This window comes from Enterococcus pallens ATCC BAA-351 (assembly GCF_000407485.1).
Lineage (GTDB): Bacteria > Bacillota > Bacilli > Lactobacillales > Enterococcaceae > Enterococcus_A > Enterococcus_A pallens.
Genome location: NZ_ASWD01000001.1, coordinates 729,560 through 750,783, shown reverse-complemented (window position 1 = coordinate 750,783; position 21,224 = coordinate 729,560). Strand labels below are relative to the sequence as shown.

Genomic DNA, 21,224 nt, shown 5'->3' with positions numbered 1-21,224 from the left:
GGAGCTAACATGAAGCATTTTATCGATACACAGGATTTTTCAAAAAAGGAATTAATGGACATCATCAACCTGTCCCTGTTAATCAAGGATTGTGTGAAAAAAGGTTATTATCCACCCTTGATGCGGCGTAAAACCTTAGGCATGATTTTCCAGCAAAGCTCTACCCGCACTCGGGTTTCCTTCGAAACAGCCATGGAACAATTAGGTGGACATGCTCAATATTTGGGACCAGGCATGATTCAATTAGGTGGGCACGAGACGATTGAGGACACTGGAAAAGTGATTTCTCGTTTAGTTGATGTAGTGATGGCTCGAGTAATTGAACATCAATCAGTGGTCGATTTAGCAAAGGCATCCACGGTTCCAGTTATTAATGCCATGAGCGACTACAACCATCCAACACAGGAAATTGGTGATTTATGTACCATTGTGGAGAATTTACCAGAGGGAAAACGGTTGGAGGATTGCAAGGTGACCTTTGTGGGTGATGCGACACAGGTATGTGCTTCACTAGGCTTTATCACCACCAAGCTGGGTATGCACTTTGTTCATTATGGTCCAGAGGGCTATCAATTAAATCAGGAACACCAAGCCATTTTAGAAAAAAATGTGCAGGAAAATGGCGGCAGCTGGCTAGTTACCGATGATCCGGCACAAGCGCTGCCAGGGACTGATTTTGTTTACACTGACGTGTGGTATGGACTTTACGAAAGTGAGCTGTCACCGGAGGAACGCCATCGGATTTTCATGCCGAAGTATCAGGTAAATCGTGAATTACTAGAGCAATGCAGCCTTGGGGTGAAATTTTTACATTGTTTACCGGCGACCCGGGGCGAGGAAGTTACTGATGAAGTATTGGATTCGGCAATTTCTTTGGCCTTTGATGAAGCAGAAAATCGCTTAACCGCGATGCGAGGTTTGTTAGTTTACTTAACCAAATACCAAAAAGACGGCAGCGAATACGAACAGCTGGCGGCTAAAGAAAAGCTGGACAGCTTTTTGGAAACCTTAGAATAGGCGGGGATAAGTATGGCAAAAATTGTAGTAGCATTAGGCGGCAATGCCTTAGGAAATTCGGCTAATGAACAGTTATCGCGGGCGCAGCTGGCGGCCCGCTCCATCGCCGATTTGATTGTGGCAGGTCATCAAGTGGTGATCGCCCACGGTAACGGGCCCCAGGTTGGACAAATTCGTTTGGCCTTTGAGCAAATGACAAATGAAGCGGTCATGCCTTTTGCCGAATGTATTGCTATGAGTCAGGGCTATATTGGGTATCACCTGCAGCAGGCCATCGATGAAGAATTAGTTAGTCGGGGCGTGAATGACATACCGGTGATTTCCATGCTGACGCAGGTAGTGGTGGATGCTGAAGATCCAGCATTTCAACAGCCGACCAAGCCGATTGGCGGCTATTATTCTGAGGAACAGGCCAAGGCATTAATGGCAGAAACTGGAGAAGTATATCAGGAGGATGCCGGCAGGGGCTGGCGGCGCGTGGTTCCATCACCAAAGCCGGTAGATATTTATGAAAAAGTCAGCTTGAAAACACTGGTGGATGCCAATCAGGTAGTTATCGCCTGTGGCGGAGGCGGTATTCCCGTAGTTTATCATGGCAAACGCTATAAAGGTGTGGATGCGGTGATTGATAAAGATTTTGCGGCTTCTAAGATGGCAACCTTAATCGAGGCCGATACCTTTATCATTTTGACAGCCGTAGACTATGTGTATGTAGATTACGGAAAAGAAAATCAGCGAGCCTTAAAAACGGTCAGCTTAGAGGAGATGCAGCAATACGTCGCAGCTGGGCAGTTTCCTGCTGGTAGTATGCGGCCTAAGGTAGAAGCAGCCTGCGAATTTGTAGCCAGCGGTTCGGGGAAAACCGCCATCATTGCTGATTTGGAACAAGTGTCCAAGGCAATCTCAGCTGAAACCGGAACAATTATTCGTCAGGCGAGCAGTTAAAACGATGGTAGAAAATCAGCTCGACAATTGCCAGCATGGAAATACGGGAGGTTAAATCCAATTGTCCCAGCCTGATTTCATCGCTGAAGACATAAAAATCAATGTCACACAGATTTTGAATGACATTGGTCACCGCGCGGGTAAAAGTCACAATGGTTGCGCGAGACTGCTGCTTCACTCGTTCAATTGCTTCAATGATTTGGCGATTGTCACCAGTATAGGCAAAGGCAAAGAAAATATCCTGATCCGTTATGTGCCGCAGGGCATTTTGAAGGGCAGCCTGATCGGTTAACAAAATCGATCGGAAGCCTTGCGCATTAAATAGCCACTGGACGTAGTGAAGTGCTTGCGAATCCAGCTCTTCTCCCATCAAATAAATCACCGGGTTTTGATCCAGCAGCTGATTGAACTGATCAATCTTCGTCTGATCGGTAACCCGCACAGATTCGATAATGTTTTTCAAGTATTCTTCTTTATAATCTTTTTGCTTGATGGAATGAGGGATCGTTTGAGGAGCCTCAGGAGCTGCCGTCAAACTTTCAATAAAGTCACTATAGCCGTTGAAGCCCAACTTTTTGGCAAAACGAAAAATAGTGGTGGAGGAGACATAGCATCTTAAGGCCAGCTCGCGAATACTGTAAGCTTTTACCTCGTCAAAATTTTTCAGGATATAATCAAAGATCCGCTTTTCTGAATCATTCAGTTGGGGAAAATGCTGATTAGCGGCGGTATAAAAATCTTTAGTTGCTGTCATACGATCACCTGCTTTCTATCTTATTATAGCGTAGTTGTTTTTAAGGCGAAACCGCCTACAACAATAAACTGGAGGGGTAACAAATGAAATTATCACATACTAAAACATATCCGATTAAACATTTTCTAGATAACTATGATTTATCCAAAGAAGAGATTCAAGATATCCTGTCGACGATTATTCAATTGAAAGAGGCTGCGCATCAAAACGCTGTTCCTCAATTATTAAAGGGAGCTACCTTAGCGATGATTTTTGAAGAGCCCTCCACGCGTACCCGGGTTTCTTTTGAAACGGCGATGGCTGAATTAGGCGGCCATGCACTCTATTTAAAACCAGGAGAAATTCATTTCGGTTCTCACGAAGCTATTAAGGATACCGCTAAAGTTTTATCCAGCATGTGCGATGGCATTATGCTGCGGACTGAAGATCATGAGCTGGTATTGACCTTGGCAGAATATGCGTCAGTTCCAGTGTTTAATGCGATGACCTACTACATTCATCCAACTCAAGGATTGGCAGATGTGCTGACGATGATGGAGCATTTGCCAAAGGGAAAATCATTGAAAGAGATTGAAATTGTTTTTGTGGGTGATTCTGGTGAAAATGGCATTATGGCAATGGAGCATGCTCATTTGGCTGCATCGCTGGGCCTACGCTACACAATTGCTTCACCCAAGCAATATTCCATTAGTGATGCTGAAATCAAAAAAGTTGAGGAAAAAATGCAAAAAACTGGCGGCAGCTTAACGGTAACAGAAAATGTAGAAGAGGCGGTAAAAAAGGCCGATTTCATAATTCCTGATGTTTGGTATTATTATGGGTACGAGGATGAAAAAGAGGAGCGGACAGCAGCTTTTTATCCGCGTTATCAGTTAAACATGGAGATGCTGGAGATGGCGCCAGATCATTGCAAAGCCATGCATTGCCTGCCAGCCAACCGTGAAGTGGAAATTACTAGTGAAGTTTTAGACCATCCAACCCGTTCGCTAGTCTTCCAGGAGGCAGAAAATCGGCTGCATGTGCAGCGGGGCTTGCTGGCTTGGTATTTGTATCCACGAATGAAACGGGCAGATGATCAGACTAAGGCTTATTATGAAGGGAAAATGCGAGCCTTTTTAGATCAAAGACTCAACTAAAAGGAGTGAGTGAACGATGGAAGAAGTAAAAAAACTAGGGTTCATTGACATTGTTTCGCTGTCCTTTGCGGCAGTATTTTCACTGGAGCTGATCGCTTCTCAAGCCTCAATGGGACCTTCCTTAATTTTTTGTTTTATTGTCTTAGGTGCCACCTTCTTTTTATCCCATGGGTTAATCTGTGCCGAATTAGGCTCAACTTATCCGGATCAAGGTGGGATTTATGTTTGGATCAAACGAGCCTATGGGGATCGTTGGGCTGCCCGTACTACTTGGTGGTATTGGGTGAATGTGGCGGGCTTTATCCCTTCGACGCTGGTCGTAATGGGCTCAGTCTTACAGATGCTGTTTTTCCCGGATCTCTCGGTTTGGGGGATGGTCATCTTTTGTATTATTTGTACATGGTTCGTAGTGGGCTTTAACTGCATCGACTTGCAGGATGCTAAATGGCTGACTATGCTGAGCACGATTTGTAAGCTGTTGGCTTGCTTGGCTTTGATAGTAGGAGCTGTGATGACACTTACTACTAAAGGCTCGCAAACCGAATTTTCTCTGAGTACAATTATCCCAACGTTTGATTTAAGCTTTTTTGCCTTAGTTCCGGTCTACGTTTATGCCTTAACCGGCTATGATTTGATCAGCTGCTCGGCAGGGGAAATGGAAAACCCTAGCAAAAATGTGCCTAAGGCTGTGTTCTCCAGTGGGATTTGTACGATTGTTTTGTATATCATTGCAGCTGTAGCAATGCTGATTATATTACCATTTGAAAGTATTGATCCTGACTCTGGTTTATTCATTGCCTTTGGCGAAGTTTTTGGACGCGGAGTGGTGACAGTGGTAGGAGTGATTTCCTTTATTGCTTTTCTAGGCTATATTTTCAGCTGGGCCTTAGGCGGTAACAAAGCGGCTTTAGAGGCTGGGCTGGAAGGCGAGCTGCCGAAGATTTTTGCCAAAACCAATAAGGTCCATGCACCGATTGGTTCGGCCATTTTACTAGGCTTGTCTTCAACTGCTTTGCTGGTGTTTTATGGACTAATCTCTTCAAGTAACGCGAATTTGTTTTGGACACTGCTGTCCTTTACGTCGATTATTTTCTTCCTGCCGTATATTATTCTTTCTTTCGCCTTCATTACTTTGCGCAAGAAAGACCCAACTATTGAACGACCATTCCGGATTCCCGGGGGTGACGGTGTTGGTAAGCTAGTGGCAGCTGTTCAATTTATCTTCTTTGCCTTCAGTACGATCTTCTTCTTTCTGCCGCCTGAAGGAGAAAATCCGGTATCCTATGTTTTATTCTTAGTTGCGGGTGTCGGCTTGGCAGTAGGGGTAGGTGAATGGCTGATTGATAAATCTATCAAAGAGCGAACAGCCAGAGAATTAGAAACAGAATAGGCTTGACTGAGACTGCTGACGATGGGTTGGCAGTCTTTTTTTGTCGCTTTTTAGACAACTTCCTATATACTGTTTGAAAAAAGGAGCGATGCAATTATGCTGGATAAAATAGAACAAACGAGGCTCAACCGTTGGGGGTTAATAGCCACACCATTTTTATTGGCATTTGGGTTTATTGGCCGAACCAGTGACTGGCCGCTTAGCTGGATTTGGCTGCTGCTTTTTTCTTCACTGGCACTGCTTACTCAATTTGGTTCGGATGCCTATAAACTATTTCTCAAGCCACTGGGAAAAGGCAAGCTGAGATACATCTTACTATTTGTGGTGCTGAGCTTTGTTGTTTCAACTATTGCTGCAAGGCTAGGTAATGTATTGCTTAATAATCACGCGGTAGAAAATCCCATCGCCCAATCGCTCCATAGTAATACCTTGCTGCAAAATATCTATTTCTTTCTGACTACCTGGATTTCATTAGCTGGTGAGGAATTGACAACTGCCGCAGTAGCCTTTCCTTTGTATCATTATTTAGTTAAGCAGATTGGTGGAAAACAAGCCTTTCTTTTCAGTTCTATTTTAAGTGCATTGTTTTTCGGCTCGCTACATTTAACCACCTATTCCTGGAACTGGTATCAAAGTTTAGTAGTCATCGGACTGACTCGGATTCCATTTAATTATGCATGGAAGAAAACGGATAGTCTTCGTGGCGGAATTATCGCCCATACTGTTTATGATTACTTGATTTTTTTCTTTGTACTACTTGCAGGCGGGCACTAAGCTTGATTGCCGCAGCAGTTATTCTCCTTTATACTTTTAGTAATCAATAAAAGGAGGCCTTTGTTTGACAAACTTATGTTTACTACTGGTAATACGCTCTTCTCATAGATAAAAAATAAGGAGAGTGGCAAAAATGAACATGGACATTCGTAAAACAACTGAAGAGGACCGTAAGATTATTTTTCAAGTAGAAGATTTAGCCTTTGATGATCCAGAGGTGCCAGTGTTAGCTGATGAATTATTAGAAGATCCCACAGCGCATCCGCTAATATCATTATTAGCTTTCGATGGTGAGCAGGCAGTAGGGCATATTTTGTTCACTAATGGATGGCTGGAAGGCTTTGAAGAGTTGTCAGTTTCAATCTTAGCTCCTTTAGCCGTTATTCCCAGTCATCAAAAGCAGGGAATTGGCGGCCAATTGATTCGGGCTGGTTTGGAATTGTTGAAGCAGCAAGAGGTTGATCTGGTTTTTGTCTTAGGGCATATTGACTATTATCCTCGTCATGGATTTGCTCCAGCGTTGCCGCAAGGTTTTATCCCACCGTATCCTACTAAACAAGGGTTAGAGGATGCGTGGATGGTTCAAGCCATCAGCGATATTCGTTTGGCTGACTATGCCGGACAGGTTCACGTTTCAAAGGTAATGGACAAACCAGAGAATTGGTAGAAGAAAGCGGAAGAGGTATCCCCAGATTGATGGGGATACCTTTTTTAACGGAGTTTTTGAAAATCCTGGTGCTTTTGCAGGCATTGAGCAAAAGGAGCCAGCTCGTCAGTGGAAAACGCGGGCAGTGTCTTTGGTAAATAGCTTGCGGCTTTTTCTAAGGCAAGCATCAACGACTGCAACGTGTTTTTTTCTTCATCAGTCAGGATGAACAATGGCTGTTTGTTCTTTTTGCTTTGAAAAAGTGCATTGCCCACGAAACGGAATTCTAGTATGAAAGAAGGTGTGATTTCCAAATTAAGTTCCTTATTTACTTCCAACAGCCAGCGATAAAGGGCATCGTTGGTTTCATACACGTCCACCTGGGGGAAAAGGGTACTCATTTTCGTGAATAGCTTGGTCACACGATCGCGTTTAGTCAGGTCTGATTCTTGAATTTCTTGTTCAGTTGTTTTTGCTAATTCTAATAGATTGGGAATCAGCGGAATTAGACTGGAACTGCTGCTTTTCAGAGCATGTATACAATCATCCAGCAGAGCAAAGGAGTCTAGCGTTAAACAATAAGTAATTACTTTGGTTTTTAAGAAGAAATGCTCCATCACAGCTTTGTAGCTGGTTTGATCGGTTAAAAGTAAAACGCCCTGGCCCCGATTTATTTCATAGGCAAACTGATACAAACGATGATTTTTCTTGGCACTGTTCTCGGTAGGCCGACTTTGGCTGACAGGAAAATAGAAGCAGCGCCGATTGTGTTCGGCTTGATTAAAGGTATTTACATAAAGCTGAGCTAATAAATGATATTGAGAAACAACAACGATTGGGATATCAATCGATGCAACCAGTTGATAAGCATCTGCCAAGGTTTGTCTGAGCAATGCTTGTTGAACCGTTGTTAAGGAATACGGCAATAGGCGAGCCTGCTGTTCCAGTTTATTTTGCAACGGCAGCAAGCGGCTGTCTGGATAATTTTCCGCCGCCTTGTCTGCTGGTTCAGTAATTTCCCTCATAAAAATTTGTAAAATCAGTTCTTGCAGATTGTCCACCAAAATTGGGTCCTGTGAAAACAGGCTGCGGGTTAAAATCGTGTGCACTGAGGAGAGTAATTTCTCTGTTAAAAATTCTTTGGTCAGATAGGCATGCTGATCGGTTCTTTGACTATACTGGAAAAGCAGATAAGCTAGCAAAGCAGAATGAGTTTGCTGATCTTCTTTTTTGGCGACAAAACAATCAGCCAGTGAGTCCATCGTATCCTCAGGTCTAATAGTCATTATTTCAGGAACTTCTTCTAAATGTGGCAACTGACTACTAGTAAAAGCAGGCTGTTCCAGATAAAGAAAGGCACCCTCATGGTTGCGAACGGACATCAGGCTATTGGCGACAGCATGTTGCAGCAGCAATTCTAGCTGATGCAGGTTTTGAGCTTGAGCGAGAATCACTTGCAGCACTGTTTTAGGTATCCGCAGGGTTCGTTTTAAACGCTGAGCCTCATTGAGCAAAATGACTTGTGCAATCTGCAGTACTTCTTTGGTGGAACGATTACGAATATCGGTAAATTGCAGCACAAAAGGAGTAATATCTTTCCAGGCAGCAGTGTCGACTTGTTCATTCGCCAAGATCACCAGTAAGAGCTCCTCCTGCTGATTTAAATAGTGATAATGAAGATTATTGATTAAAGCTAAGCTTTTTTGCGGTGCATCATTGGTAGCTACCACTAAAATTTGGTTTTTTTGCTGGTGAAATTTCTCCAGATAATCAAAAAGATGTTCTTGCAGCAATTGACCATCTACGTAGAATACTTCAGGATTCTCAGGGAAATAGTGCAGCAGCCGTCCTAAATCAATCAACCGCCGTAGAAAAAGCTTTTTACCAGTACCAAAATTTCCTTGCAGAACAATTACCTGAAGGGTTTGTTTTGGCAGATAGAACAAGGGTAGTATTTGATGGACCAAGGGATGCAGGGAGCCGCCTTTTTCACTACCGATTAAATGGAAGTTTTTCAGTAAAGTGTTTTCTCTTGAGGTAGAGGAAAACTGCAGCAAGGTTTGCATTTCCTCCCTGGAAGAAAACGCTTCAGGAAATGTTGCAAAAGGAAATGCGGCCTCTAACACTTTGCGAGAAAAATAATAAGCTGGTTTGCCTTTTAGCTTAATCAATTGTTTCTCGCGATGCAGATCATTTAAGATACGTGAGACATTGGATCGATCGAGAAACAGTTCATTTGCGAGATAGCTGGCATGACAATTGGCGAAGGTAAAAGCAGTTAAATCAATATAACGTTGGCATTCTTTTTCCAGCAACTGTAGAATTTTTTGTTTATTGGTCATCACGATCTCCTAACGTCAAAAATTCAAATTTTTTACGTGCTTCTTTCAAATTTTATTATACACGTATTAAAAATCAGACACCAGTTAATGTTACACATTATAAAATAGATAACACAGAAAGGGTCCTATCACCGAGTTTGTCCTTTGTTTAACCATATTTATTTGTGTGACACATTTAAAGCTAGGTGTAACATTGATGGTTTTGCTAAAATCTTTGACAGCATATATGATGATGTTGGAAGCGCTTATCAAATAATGGAGGTTGGAAAATGATTACACTGGTTGTGACAACACATGGCCAATTAGCAGAGGGTTTTTTAGATGCAGTAGAACTAATCGTTGGACCACAGACAAATCTATACAGTGTCTGCTTGAAAGCTGGTGACAGCTTCGATGAATTTCAACAAAACGTAGCAAAACATTCTATAGAAGGAAATGTACTTTATTTTACTGATTTATTAGGAGCAAGTCCTTACAATGCAGTAGCACAGACAATTAGCGAAAATCGGGATAAGGACATTACCTGCATTACAGGAGTGAACCTGCCGCTGGTAATTGAAGCACTCTTTAAACGAGAAAAACTGACGCTTAAGGAATTAACCGATTACTTAGTAAATATCGGAAAAGATGGAATTACAACTTTGATGTTTCAATAGAAAAGAGGAGAAACGATGCAAACAATTGTATTAGCGAGAATTGATGACCGCCTGATTCATGGTCAGGTGATGACTGCCTGGGTTCAGCACACTGGAGCCAACGAAATTGTGATTGTGGATGATGCGGTAGCCAAGGATGACTTTCTTAAAATGGTGATTACCGGTGCTGTTCCGCCTAAAATGCAGGCAACTGTTTTAACTGTTGCTGATGCGACCACTTATTTAAACAATGGTGATGAAAAGAAAATCATTATTTTAGCTAAAGGACCAGCGGTTTATCAGCAGCTGCTGGAAGCAGGAGTAGCGATTCCAGCCATTAACTTAGGGGGGATGGGCTCTAATCAGGATCGCTCTCAACTCTATAAAAATATTTCCTGTAGCGAGGAAGAACGCGGAATTTTCCGTAAGCTGATCGAACAGGTGGAGGTGTTTATCCAAGTTGTTCCAAATACGGAAAAGGTTAGCCTAGGAAAAATAATTAAAGGAGAGGGATAAAATGGAAATTTCAATTCTACAAGCGGTCTTAATTGGGTTAGTGTATTATCTGGGTGCTAATGGGACGCCATGGTTGACAGTCAATATGAGCTGGGCGTTAAAACGCCCTCTGATTTCGGGGATTATGGTGGGACTTATTTTAGGCGATCCTGTTAAAGGGTGTATTGTCGGAGCAGCGATTAATGCGACTTACTTGGCGCAAATTACTGCTGGCGGTGCACAAACGATGGATGAAGGGTTGGCTGGAACTGTGGGTACTGCGCTGGCTATCCTTTCCAACACAACGCCCGAGGTTGCTGTAACATTGGCTGTACCGATTTCACTTTTAGGGAACTTTTTGTGGATGCTTTATATGACTGGCGATATTTTTATTATTCACCGGATGGATAGCGTGGTGGAAACGGGAGATATTAAGAAAATCATGCTCTACAATATTATTCCATCTCAACTGTTTAAAGGAATTATTTATACCATACCTGTAGCAATTGCTGTCTTCAGTGGTGCCTCAGTCATTACGAACATGTTAAACAGCTTGGAGGGGACACCAATCATCAACATTTTAAGCACAGTAGGAACTATCCTGCCAGCACTAGGGATTGCTATGAACTTTAAAGCTATTTTATCAAATGCAGGATCAATGGCTTATCTTTACTTGTTGCTAGGCTTTATTTTAGTAATGTATTTAGAACTGCCATTATTAGTCATCGGAATGATTGCAGTGATTATTGCCTTTTTACAAAAAAATGATCGCATGGCGATGAATTAGGGGGAGAAAAAATGGAACAAGAAGCAGTACGTTTACTCAATAAAAAAGATATTATTAAATCTTACTTGATCTGGACTTTTTTCAGTCACTCGACCTATAACTATGAACGGATGCAGGCATCTGGGGTCGTCCATGCGCTAGCCCCTAGTTTGGAAAAAATGTATGGCAAGGACTCGGAGCGCCTAAAGGAAGCCTTGAAGCGACACATGGAATTTTTCAATACCGAGCCTAATGTTGGTGGCAGTATTTTAGGGATTGTTTTGGCTTTAGAAGAACAACGGGCTAAAGGTGAAGAAATTGATCCAGAAATGATTTCGAATATTAAAACTGGTTTGATGGGGCCGTTAGCCGGAATCGGCGACACCATTTGGCAGGGCACACTTTCACCGATTGCTCTGGGAATTTTTCTCGGCATGGCTAAGGAAGGAAATTTCCTAGGACCGATTTTTTACCTGCTGACCATTGCAATTGTGCTTTTTGGGCTAGGCTATCTTTCCTATACCAAAGGCTACTATTTAGGTCGAGAAGGAATCGGTAAAATTATCAGCAGCGGTCTTTTGGATAAAGTCACAGAAAAAGCGACAGTTGTTGGAGCGACGGTACTGGGGGGATTAACCGCCTCTTATGTCACGCTGTCATCTAGTTTGGAAGTTGAGATGAGTACTGGAGTTTTGAATGTCCAAACCGATATTTTGGACAGTATTTTTAAAGGTCTGCTGCCGTTGTCGATTACCTTGCTGACGATTTTCTTATTAAAGAAGAAAATGAATGTGAATATCATCTTGCTGGTGTTGATTTTGATTGGAGCAATTGGCACCTTGATCGGTTTCTTTTAAATGAGGGATGAAGATGAGAATAATCGTAAATGCCGATGACTTTGGGTTGAGTCATGAGGCCAACTTAGGGATTCGTTTGGCGATGGAAAAAGGGATTTGTACCCAAACTTCGGTAGTGACCAACTCAAATTATTTTGATGAGGCAGTGGCCATTGCTAAAGAAGACGGTTTTATGGATAAGGTGGGCTTGCACATTAATCTTTTTGAGGGTACCCCTTTATCTGCCAAAATCAAAAAGTTAAAGCATTACTGCTACTACGATTCCTTTCGTTATCAACCTCCTTTGTGGACTGCATGGTTTCGCCTTTTTCAAGAGGAGTTAACAGAGGAGCTGGAGGCCCAGATTAGAAAATATAGAGCGGCTGGCTTCACTTTGTACAATATTGATTCTCATCATTGTGCGTTTTACGATTTTTCAGTATTGCAGGCCTTACTACCCTTGCTGGAAAAGTATGGGTTTAAAACGATGCGGGGATTGGGAGCCAGCTTCAATACTGGCAATTTATTGCGAAATGTTTATATCCGACGTTGGCAGCATCGGTTCAATCAGACGCAGCTTCAGACTGTTCCTTATACTAGCAGTATTGCTACGTACCGTAAGAATGCTGACAGTTTGGAGGAGAAGACTGTCGCTGAAATCTATTGTCATCCTGTACTGATTGGGGATTATTTGATTGATAATTTTACTGGGGGGACTCATTTAGAAGCTGACCTACAAGGACTTTTGCTGGAGCAACAGGAATTAATTACAACAAAAGAGATAGAAATGAGGAGATAAATACGATGGAAAAAGAAAAAATCATTACAGCAATTAAAAAAACAGGCATAATGGCTGTAGTACGGGTAGAAACAATTGAACGGGGAATCGAAATTGCTCAGGGCTGTCTGGAGGGTGGCGTAAACGTATTGGAAATTAGTTATACCAATGCCAATGCTGGAGAGGTCATCCAAGCTTTGAAGAAAAAATATGGTACGCAGCTGCTGATTGGTGCGGGCACCGTTTTAGAAGGTGTAACCGCACGACTAGCTATTTTGAGCGGAGCAGATTTCATTATAGCGCCAACCTTTAATTCTGAAGTACAGCAGATGTGCAATCTTTATCAAATTCCCTACGCACCTGGTTGTACTTCATATACTGAAATGCTGGAAGCCTTAAAACAAGGGGCTGCCTTCATTAAAGCGTTCCCAATCTCTAATTTCTATGGACCAGAGCTGGCAAAGGTCATCAAGGTTCCTTGTCCGCAAGTAGCGATTTTAGCTTCAGGTGGTGTTACCATAGACAACTTGGATCAATGGTATAAAAACGGCGTGGATTGTGTAGGGATAGGTGGTTTATTAACTAAAGGAACTAGTGAAGAAATTACTGAAAATGCTAGGCAGCTTTGTGCAATCGCACAAGCCAGTAGATAGGATGAGCAGCATGAAAAAAATAGTGATTACTCCTCGTGGTTTTGCAGCTTACGGACAAAAGCAAAAAGAATATTTGGAAAAACAAGGGTTTCAGGTAGTACTAAATGACACTGGCAAACCGTTCACACCGGAAGTCTTCGCTAAACACAGCCGAGATGCTGCGGGAATTATTGTGGGTGTTGATCAAATGGATGCTGCTTTTTTAGAAAAATGTTCCCATTTAGAAGCTGTAGTCAAGTTTGGTGTTGGCACTGATAATATTGATCTGAATGTTTGTGAGGAGCGGAAAATCCAGGTGGGACGCTGCATAGGAACCAATACCAATGCTGTGGCTGAGTTCACGATCGGTTTGCTGTTTAGCAGTGCACGCCAGATTGCAACGAACGCTCAAGCTGTAAAAGAAGGCAGTTGGGCGAAGCCAACTGGTGTCGAGCTGTACGGGAAAAAGCTGGGAATCATTGGTTTTGGTGCAATTGGCAAGGCTGTCGCTCAGCGAGCTGTCGGTTTAGGTATGCAGGCAAGTGTTTACGATCTATATCAGATTCCAAAGACTGATCTGGATCAGTACCAAGTTCAGCAAGAGGATTTGAATACCTTGCTGAAAACCAGTGATTTTATTACGATTCATGTACCATATACGGAAACAACCGCTCAATTAATCGATAAGGCCGCTTTCGACAAAATGAAAGACAGCTGTATATTAGTGAATACCTCGCGCGGCGGAATTGTAGATGAACAGGCTCTGTACCAGGCTTTAAAAGTAAATAGCATTACTGCTGCTGCATCCGACGTTTTTTTGGAAGAACCTCCAATACTGGAAGGATGGCGCAAGGACCTTTTCCAATTGCCTAACTTTACACCAACCGCTCATATTGCCTCGCGTTCGCAAGAAGCGGAAATGAATACCGTTCAGCGGGCAACAGAGTTGATAGTTGAGTATTTAGAGTAGTTAAACAGACTTTCTTCCTAGCAGGTTTTTCAGGAAGAAAGTTTTTTGTTGTGTATATTTTTTAGGAAACAAAGAAAATTAGTCGTAGTAATGCTCTTGTTGAAGCAACAAGTTAGCGTTCAGAAAATACACTTTGTGCTTTAAGAAGTACTATTTGTTAAACCGTTTGATCATTTTTAATCCTAAGATGCTCCGTGGACTCTTTATTAGTTAAGTCCATTGCCCTAAAAAGTTTCTTGTTTTTTTCCCGAAAAGATAGACGATCGTATTTGTCTGATTATTTGGATAATAACTCTTAACCGTTTTATGGCACACTGGAGTTAAACCGCAGCCTTCAGACACGCTACCGCCTTTTTTTGGATCTATTCTTTTTTCCAAGCGCTTTATTGACTCTGTTTTGGAAGGCACGTTGTTCTTTAGTGAGCTGAGGTCTATTTTTCTTGGACTTCTCTCGATCCTTGCGTGTTTTCTTATTGCTTTTGTTTGCTTTGCCTATCTGTTTTTGTTCCTTTTGGATCACAGTCACTGGTTTATTTTCAGCTAAAGCCTGGTTCACCAGTGTCAGCAATTCATTTTCATCCGGCACCGAGCTGTAATCAAAACCGCCTAACAAAAAGATTTCCAGTTCTTGAGGAGTCTGTTTACGACTTTCGGCAGCCCTATTGATTACTGCTTCTATTAGTGCAGAAGGGCGGTTTTGCGGCGTTTGTGTGACTTTTGACAACTCAGTCGGTTTGGTGACAATCGATCTTAATGGAGCTGCTTTTAAGGTTTGCTCTTCCTTTGTATTATTAAAACGAGGTTTTTCCGTCAGAGTATCGGCTTTGACTACTTCCGCAAAACGTCGAACACCGTCTTTTTCGAAAATATCCAGTTTAGTGAGAATGGTTAACAAGTCGTAGTATTGTTGATTAGTCAGCTGAGGGTTGACATTGCTAAGATTCCAGCCGTGTCGTTTGCCGTTCTCATCTTTGAAAAAAGAGACTAATTTAGATCTTTGCGGAACTTCGTGGCTGCCAGAAATTAAAAGGTTGCCTAGCTTATCAATATGGATACGTTCATATTCGGTGCAGGTCAAAAAGGCTTTTTCACTGCCGAACATCCGCTTGGTTACAATCGCCCACTCCTCGTCAGAAAAATAGGCACGAAAATAAATACAGGACATGGGAATTTCCTTTAAGCTATCATCGGTCAGAAACCACTCACGAATAATATCTTTACAGAAGTAAGAAAAGTCTTCGACAGAAAGCCCGTTACGGATCATGATAGCAATTGCACACTGAGTTAGAAAAACAGTGTCTTGCGTTTCTTTTGCCGCCTTTATAAATTTTTTCTCAAGGTTCATTCTTCCTGATCTAAATAGTGTTGCTTGACCGAATACAGTTGTCTCCATGTCCACATCTCCTCGTTCCATTTACTCGTTTGATGACATTATTCTAATCTAAGATGTTAACGAATTCAAGAACAAATTAAGAAAAATTCTCATAATTTTTTTGCATTTAATTTGGAAAACAAATTAGATGTTTTTTATTTAACGTAGTTCATATTATTTCCTTTTCCGCAAACAGTTTTTTTGATAGATTTGTTTTTTAAAAAATGAGTAATTCGTTATTTGAAAATTTGGATGGAAAATATTTAACTCTTTTATTTAAAAAAACAGTAATTCTAGTTCGTTTTGCATGAAACAAGTTCATTGTGAACTATTGGAGTTTAATCAAATGAAAACATTGACTTTAGGCAGTAGATTGGGCTCTTATCACTTAATTAATTGAGTCGCTTAAATTATTAAAGATACATTTTAATCAGATTCTTCTTGAAATTCTAGATTTTTCGTTTAGAATGATAGAATATCTTTAATCCTAAATTATTGTTATCTGAAATAGTTGAAAATTGTTAGTGTTCTAGAAGCAAGATCAAGAACAATATCTCGCAACAATTAATAAAAATACTCATCACTCATTTAAGGAGAGCTAAGATTTAGTAGGGGATAAAAAAACATATGAATTTGAAATTAGAACGAACCAGTCATTTGTGAAATTGAAAGTTGAAAAATACTGGATATGAATTTTATGGCAGGTTTTGGACTCATTTGATTTTATGTTAAACTAAAGAAAAGGAATCCTCTTTTGTTGAATCGCTGTTTTTTTAATAGTTACCTCAGTAACGGATAATTGGATAGCTCTTTACCAATTTTAATTCAGCAGATAAATAAGAATGAGCAAAGATTTCAGGTTTTTAGTAGAAAGGTGTTTACAAAATTGTTTCATTTGTTACAATTGTATTACAGAGAAGAAAAGAGGTAAGAACAATGAAAAAGATCATTGGGTTAACTTTATTGGTAGGTTGTTCCGTTGCTTTGGTTGGCTGTAGTTCAGGCAACAACGATACCACCAACTCTAGCACCACACCATCTACTTCCGAGGTGAAAAGCTTAAAGCTTACGGTTGCCAAGGAAGTAACAACAGACGATACTGGAAAAGCGACAATTGAAGGGACTACTGATCCTGAAGCAAAGATTAAAATTGAAGATGATACGGTAACGGCAGATAATAAAGGCAAATTTACTTACGATTACAAATTGGAAGAGGCGAAAGAGAAGACGATTACGTTGACTGCTTCTTTAGATAAACTGAAAAAAGAGCAAAAGGTGAAAATTGTACCATCCGCTGACTTTATTGAAGAAAAAAATAGTGCTGCCACTTCAAGCAGCAGCACACAGCAAACGACACCTTCCAGCGATACCCAACAAGCAAGTCAAGTCGGCCAAGTACTGACGACGCCTTGGGGTGAGCAAGTAACCGTTTTGCGTGTATTGCCAAACGGCGAACGAGTAATCAGTGAACAAACTTCGCAGGCAGATATTAATAACGATGGCGTTTTAACCTATGAAGAATTGGTTCAAACGGAAAATGAAATGGATGCTAAAAATGCCCAGCAGAACGCGCAGGTTGGTCAAGTGTTGACCACGCCATGGGGTGAACAAGTAACTGTGTTACGTGTATTGCCAAACGGCGAACGAGTAATCAGCGAACAAACTTCGCAAGCAGATATTAACAGTGATGGTATCTTGACTTACGAAGAACTAGTTCAAACGGAAAATGAGATGGATGCTCAGCGAGCACAGTAATAAAGCTTAAAAGAAGACAGTGAATGTATTGATTTCAAGAAGTTAGCTTTTTGGTCTAACTTTTTGAAGGAGCTACAGGATTCTGTCTTCTTTTTTTATGAAACCTTGAGGGATGATCTCAGTAAAGGTATGATTGGACAATAATCTATTTTTCTTAATGAAATGAGGTGCAGACATGGAGCTTTTTATTAATCTGTGTGGTTTTGTTGGTGCTTGGTTGCTGTTTACTTTCCCTATGTATCAAGCTTTTTTAGAGTTACTCGATCAGGCGGTCACTTTTTCCAAAATTGCTTCTGATAAATCACAAGCAATTGAGAAGGTTTCTCCCATCTATTGGTTATTTCCTCCCTTGAAAATTCACAAGGAAAAGGAACGCGCATTAATAATTATTCGTGGCATGAATTTAGAAACGAATGATCTCAAAAAGTTGCTGCTGTATTTTGATAAAGCAACTGCTTGGTTCTACGTAGCGTTAGCGGGTCTGTTAAACAGTATTTACGTGACCTATGAATTGTTTGGAAAATTTGGGTTGCCAAAGTCGCCATTGGTTTTTTTCACGACCATTTTCGTGTTGATTATCCTTAGTATTGGTAGTGTTAGACATCGTCTAACTACGAAACGAATTGAGCAGAAAATTTCAGATATTCGTGGAGAATAAAGGAACTCAGAGTTTTGCTATTGAAAAAGAACAATTAAAAAACAGTCTCAAGTAGTAATCAACTGATAAAATGAAGCTGTTGAATTCAATTCTTTTTATAAGGAGAGTTATCAGTTGCTATTAAAAATTGCAGGAACATTAATTGTCGGCTTTTTAGGCGGCGCAATAGCCAAACGGTTGAAAATGCCGGCTGCATTTATGACCGGTAGCATGCTGGCCGTAGCGGTCTTTTCCATTTTATCGAATGCGATGTTTATGCCTGGCAGTTTGAAGGTTATCGCCCAAATTGTCAGCGGTGCCTACATCGGGCAGCAGGTGTCAAAGCGGGATTTGCTGAACTTTCCTAAGCTGGCAAAATCGATTGTTTTGCTGATGACTTTTTTTACGATTAATACGTTTGTTATGGGCTTTTTGTTTGCCCGCTTTTTTTCGATTGACTTAATCACAGCCCTGCTAAGTTGTTTGCCGGGAGGAATTATGGATGTGTCCTTAATCAGTATCGACATGGGAGCTCAGGCTGAAATTGTAGCTACTATGCAGCTGGCTCGCTTGGTGGGAATGCTCCTGATTCTGCCTTATTGGATTGCGTTTATCTTAAAACGTTTAGGCAAGGACGAAAAACCTGAGACAGTTGAGACAGCAGTCAGTAAACCTTTACCTTTCGGAACCAATCGTGAATTGACCAATAATTTGTTAATTCTCCTCGTTGCTGGGGGAGGAGGCTTGCTAGGGACTTATTTGCAAGTACCAGTAGGGGCGCTGATTTTCTCGTTGATTTTTTCCTGCGGGTTAAAGCTGTTGAAGAATACAGCACCTTTAAACAATAAAATTCGTCAGTTGGCTCAAATTTTAGCTGGATCAATTATTGGCAGTACGTTTACGAGAGAGAGTCTTGAACAGATCAGTCAGCTGTTTATCCCTGCTTGTCTATTGCTGCTCAGCTACTTATTAATTAATGTCTTGTTTGGTTTTATTGTTTATAAAAGAGGCATCTTGGACTTACGTTCAGCTCTATTTGCGTCATCACCAGCCGGGGCCACGGATATTTCGTTAATTGCTGGAGAGCTTGGGGGCGACATGCCGAAAATTGCTGGTATTCAAATTTGTCGAACACTTTATACAATTATTGTTTTGCCGATATTGGTTCGCTTAGTTGTTGAACAATCCTTTCTGCGCTGATTCAGCGCTTTTTTTATTGTACCGTAGATTAGCTTGATCAAAACGTAGCCATAATGCTGTGAGGCTGAGTATATTCGCAAAGACTTTGTTTGACTGATTTCGAAATTTGCTGCGGGAACGCTGGCTTGCTATACTTATTTTAGGAGAAAAAGATGGGGTGAATAGAATGAAGAGGTCAAATTGGGTTAGTATTATGGCGATTTCGCTGATAGCCACCGCTGCTTGCGGAATGATTACCGGCATCACAATTGTTTCAACTATAAACGAAGCAAAAAGAAAATAAGGCTCGAAGGAGTCTTTTTTCGTCTAGTTTGGAAAAGGAGAATTTCATGCTTACAGTCAAGCCTGTTACGAAACAGCTGTCCGCTTACAGACGGATTGTAGAAATCTATCAGCGTTCCTTTCCAGTTGAGGAACAAATGCCTTTTTGGCTGATGCGTTTATTTGCCCGCCGAAAACAAATTGATTTTTTAGCCTTTTATGATCAGGAGAATTTTTGTGGTTTTGCTTATTTGGTTTATCATGAGGGATTAACCTTTATTTTCTATTTGGCGACTGACCCTGATAAGCGATCTGAAGGTTATGGTTCCCAGATACTAAGCTGGCTTCAACAAGAGTATGCTCAACGGGGATTGGTTCTTACGATTGAAACTGTCGATCCAGCTTATGAGGATTTTGCACAGCGAAAGCGAAGACAAAAATTTTATTTTAACAATCATCTGCAGGATACCGGGTACCGTGTGAAGGAATTCGGTGTCATCTATGACGTGCTGACGAATGACCCGAGCTTCTCATTTGAAGCGTATCAGAAGGTATTGAAATACTTTTCTTTTGGCTTTTATTCAGTCAAACCAGAGGAAGGACCGAAGCGGAAATGATCAGAGAATTAGCAACAGACGGAGCCGCAATCGAAGAAATTGCCCAAATTTGGTTGGCCAGCAACCTTTCGGCACATGCCTTTATTCCAGCTGAGTATTGGCAAAGAAATTATTCAGCTGTTAAGGAAATGTTGCCGCAAGCTCGCTTGTTTGCTTACTATCAGGAGGATAAAATTGTCGGCTTTTTAGGCTTGATGGAACAAAATATTGCCGGAATCTTTGTCCAAGCGAGCTATCAGCATCAGGGAATCGGCAAAGCCTTGCTGGCTGAGGCCAAAAAACAGCAGGCAAGGTTAACATTATCTGTGTACGTAAAAAATGAAAAATCCCTGTAGTTTTATCAAAAGCAAGGATTTGTGTGCAGCGGGAGTCAAGTTGATCCGGATACGAATGAATTAGAATATCAAATGACTTGGCAAGCTTAATTGTTTCCACGGCAGCATTGTGATAAGCTGAGTTTTTTTCTCAAAAAACCTAAGTTACCCAGTGAGAGAAGGTATGGCTAAATCGAAAGAGAAAAACAACTTTCAAAATTAGCCTGTACACTAAAGTTGGAAGAGTCTATACTAATCAGTAACTATTTTTGAAGGGAACAGTTAATGAATATTTTGATTATTTATGCTCACCCCAATCATACGGGTTTCTCAGCGGGTGTTTTACAAACGGTTCGAGAGAATTTGAGTAGTCAGCATCAGGTGAACGTGCTGGATTTGTATCAAGAAAACTTTGATCCTGCATTAGTATTTAATGAACAGCTGCGACGTCGGGAGTTAGCTGCCAGTGAAGAAACTAAAAAGTATCGGGAACTTTTAGCATGGTCAGAGCAATTGGTGTTTATTTTTCCCATTTGGTGGAGTGGTATGCCAGCGATCCTAAAGGGTTTTATTGACCGTGTGTTTGCCAAGGGCTTTGCTTATGAGTATAAAGGCTTGCTGCCAGTCGGTTTGTTAAAGGGACGTAAAGCTTGGATTATTACTAGTCACGACACTCCAAAACCTTATGCCCGCTTTTTCCAACAAGATTATGGCCGGGTATTGAAGCGTCAAGTGTTGGGCATGTGTGGCATTAAGCCGGTGAAACTGACGGAGATTGCTTATTTGAGGGGCTCAACGGCAGAAAAGCGTGAGAAATATTTACGTAAGCTAGCGAAGATGAGTCAGGCTTTGTAAGCTCACACAATACAAGTAAGCAAAACAAAAATTAAAAAAACATTTGACAAATGAGAATTTAGTGATAGTCTATTCATTAATAAAATATTTTTTTCGA

Annotated in this window: 22 protein-coding genes; 19 read left to right on the top strand and 3 right to left on the bottom strand. The window is 41.2% G+C overall.

Annotation, left to right across the window (positions count from 1 at the left end; translation table 11 throughout):
- Positions 1-9: 9 nt before the first annotated feature.
- Positions 10-1,017, top strand: a complete 1,008-nt coding sequence (gene ptcA / locus I588_RS03640) for a putrescine carbamoyltransferase (protein ID WP_010757591.1) — start codon at positions 10-12, stop codon at positions 1,015-1,017.
- Positions 1,018-1,029: 12 nt separating this feature from the next.
- On the top strand, positions 1,030-1,962 hold the full coding sequence (arcC, locus tag I588_RS03635; RefSeq protein ID WP_010757590.1) for a carbamate kinase: 933 nt from the start codon (positions 1,030-1,032) through the stop codon (positions 1,960-1,962).
- Here the strand turns inward: arcC and I588_RS03630 are convergent.
- On the bottom strand, positions 1,940-2,716 hold the full coding sequence (locus I588_RS03630; protein WP_010757589.1) for a MurR/RpiR family transcriptional regulator: 777 nt from the start codon (positions 2,714-2,716) through the stop codon (positions 1,940-1,942). The genes arcC and I588_RS03630 overlap by 23 nt on opposite strands.
- Positions 2,717-2,799: 83 nt before the next feature.
- On the opposite strand from I588_RS03630, the gene argF reads away from it, so the two are divergent.
- The 4 genes from argF to I588_RS03610 all read left to right on the top strand — a co-directional run bounded on the left by argF (position 2,800) and on the right by I588_RS03610 (position 6,683).
- Complete coding sequence (gene argF / locus I588_RS03625) at positions 2,800-3,852, top strand: ornithine carbamoyltransferase (protein WP_010757588.1); 1,053 nt, start codon at positions 2,800-2,802, stop codon at positions 3,850-3,852.
- A gap of 16 nt (positions 3,853-3,868) precedes the next feature.
- Entirely contained in the window at positions 3,869-5,242 is a 1,374-nt protein-coding gene (locus I588_RS03620) for an APC family permease (RefSeq protein WP_010757587.1), read from the top strand.
- Between the two features lie 96 nt (positions 5,243-5,338).
- Complete coding sequence (locus tag I588_RS03615; protein ID WP_010757586.1) at positions 5,339-6,016, top strand: CPBP family glutamic-type intramembrane protease; 678 nt, start codon at positions 5,339-5,341, stop codon at positions 6,014-6,016.
- A 133-nt stretch (positions 6,017-6,149) separates the two neighbouring features.
- Positions 6,150-6,683, top strand: a complete 534-nt coding sequence (locus I588_RS03610) for a GNAT family N-acetyltransferase (protein WP_010757585.1) — start codon at positions 6,150-6,152, stop codon at positions 6,681-6,683.
- 44 nt (positions 6,684-6,727) lie between these two features.
- On the opposite strand, the gene I588_RS03605 is transcribed toward I588_RS03610, so the two are convergent.
- Positions 6,728-9,004 (bottom strand): hypothetical protein, encoded by a 2,277-nt coding sequence (locus tag I588_RS03605; RefSeq protein ID WP_010757584.1) that lies wholly within the window; start codon positions 9,002-9,004, stop codon positions 6,728-6,730.
- A 269-nt stretch (positions 9,005-9,273) separates the two neighbouring features.
- Between I588_RS03605 and I588_RS03600 the strand changes: the two genes are divergently transcribed.
- From I588_RS03600 to I588_RS03570, 7 genes are read left to right on the top strand one after another with little or no spacing between them, the layout of a single operon-like run.
- Positions 9,274-9,660 (top strand): PTS sugar transporter subunit IIA, encoded by a 387-nt coding sequence (locus tag I588_RS03600; RefSeq protein WP_010757583.1) that lies wholly within the window; start codon positions 9,274-9,276, stop codon positions 9,658-9,660.
- A 15-nt stretch (positions 9,661-9,675) separates the two neighbouring features.
- Positions 9,676-10,155, top strand: a complete 480-nt coding sequence (locus I588_RS03595) for a PTS sugar transporter subunit IIB (protein ID WP_010757582.1) — start codon at positions 9,676-9,678, stop codon at positions 10,153-10,155.
- 1 nt (position 10,156) lies between these two features.
- Complete coding sequence (locus tag I588_RS03590; RefSeq protein ID WP_010757581.1) at positions 10,157-10,921, top strand: PTS mannose/fructose/sorbose/N-acetylgalactosamine transporter subunit IIC; 765 nt, start codon at positions 10,157-10,159, stop codon at positions 10,919-10,921.
- Between the two features lie 11 nt (positions 10,922-10,932).
- On the top strand, positions 10,933-11,757 hold the full coding sequence (locus tag I588_RS03585) for a PTS system mannose/fructose/sorbose family transporter subunit IID (protein ID WP_010757580.1): 825 nt from the start codon (positions 10,933-10,935) through the stop codon (positions 11,755-11,757).
- Positions 11,758-11,770: 13 nt separating this feature from the next.
- Positions 11,771-12,535 carry a ChbG/HpnK family deacetylase gene (locus I588_RS03580; protein ID WP_010757579.1) on the top strand — a complete coding sequence of 255 codons (765 nt, stop codon included), beginning with the start codon at positions 11,771-11,773 and terminating at the stop codon, positions 12,533-12,535.
- A gap of 5 nt (positions 12,536-12,540) precedes the next feature.
- Positions 12,541-13,167: a beta/alpha barrel domain-containing protein gene (locus I588_RS03575; RefSeq protein WP_010757578.1), complete on the top strand. Its 627-nt coding sequence runs from the start codon at positions 12,541-12,543 to the stop codon at positions 13,165-13,167.
- A gap of 10 nt (positions 13,168-13,177) precedes the next feature.
- On the top strand, positions 13,178-14,116 hold the full coding sequence (locus I588_RS03570) for a phosphoglycerate dehydrogenase (protein ID WP_010757577.1): 939 nt from the start codon (positions 13,178-13,180) through the stop codon (positions 14,114-14,116).
- Positions 14,117-14,459: 343 nt separating this feature from the next.
- Here the strand turns inward: I588_RS03570 and I588_RS03565 are convergent, their stop codons facing one another.
- Positions 14,460-15,509 (bottom strand): hypothetical protein, encoded by a 1,050-nt coding sequence (locus tag I588_RS03565; protein ID WP_010757576.1) that lies wholly within the window; start codon positions 15,507-15,509, stop codon positions 14,460-14,462.
- Positions 15,510-16,424: 915 nt separating this feature from the next.
- Between I588_RS03565 and I588_RS27490 the strand changes: the two genes are divergently transcribed.
- The 6 genes from I588_RS27490 (at position 16,425) to I588_RS03535 (ending at position 21,127) form a co-directional block, all read left to right on the top strand.
- A complete protein-coding gene (locus tag I588_RS27490; protein ID WP_010757575.1) occupies positions 16,425-17,243 on the top strand; it encodes a hypothetical protein in 819 nt (272 codons plus the stop codon).
- A gap of 175 nt (positions 17,244-17,418) precedes the next feature.
- The gene (locus I588_RS03555; RefSeq protein WP_010757574.1) at positions 17,419-17,901 is read left to right on the top strand and encodes a hypothetical protein; all 483 of its coding nucleotides are present in this window, start codon (positions 17,419-17,421) and stop codon (positions 17,899-17,901) included.
- A gap of 114 nt (positions 17,902-18,015) precedes the next feature.
- Entirely contained in the window at positions 18,016-19,080 is a 1,065-nt protein-coding gene (locus I588_RS03550; protein ID WP_010757573.1) for an AbrB family transcriptional regulator, read from the top strand.
- A gap of 329 nt (positions 19,081-19,409) precedes the next feature.
- Complete coding sequence (locus I588_RS03545; RefSeq protein ID WP_010757572.1) at positions 19,410-19,958, top strand: GNAT family N-acetyltransferase; 549 nt, start codon at positions 19,410-19,412, stop codon at positions 19,956-19,958.
- On the top strand, positions 19,955-20,293 hold the full coding sequence (locus I588_RS03540) for a GNAT family N-acetyltransferase (RefSeq protein WP_010757571.1): 339 nt from the start codon (positions 19,955-19,957) through the stop codon (positions 20,291-20,293). Before I588_RS03545 ends, I588_RS03540 begins: the two co-directional genes overlap by 4 nt.
- 264 nt (positions 20,294-20,557) lie before the next feature.
- Positions 20,558-21,127, top strand: coding sequence for an NAD(P)H-dependent oxidoreductase (locus I588_RS03535; RefSeq protein ID WP_010757570.1), 570 nt, complete (start codon positions 20,558-20,560; stop codon positions 21,125-21,127).
- Positions 21,128-21,224: the final 97 nt, after the last annotated feature.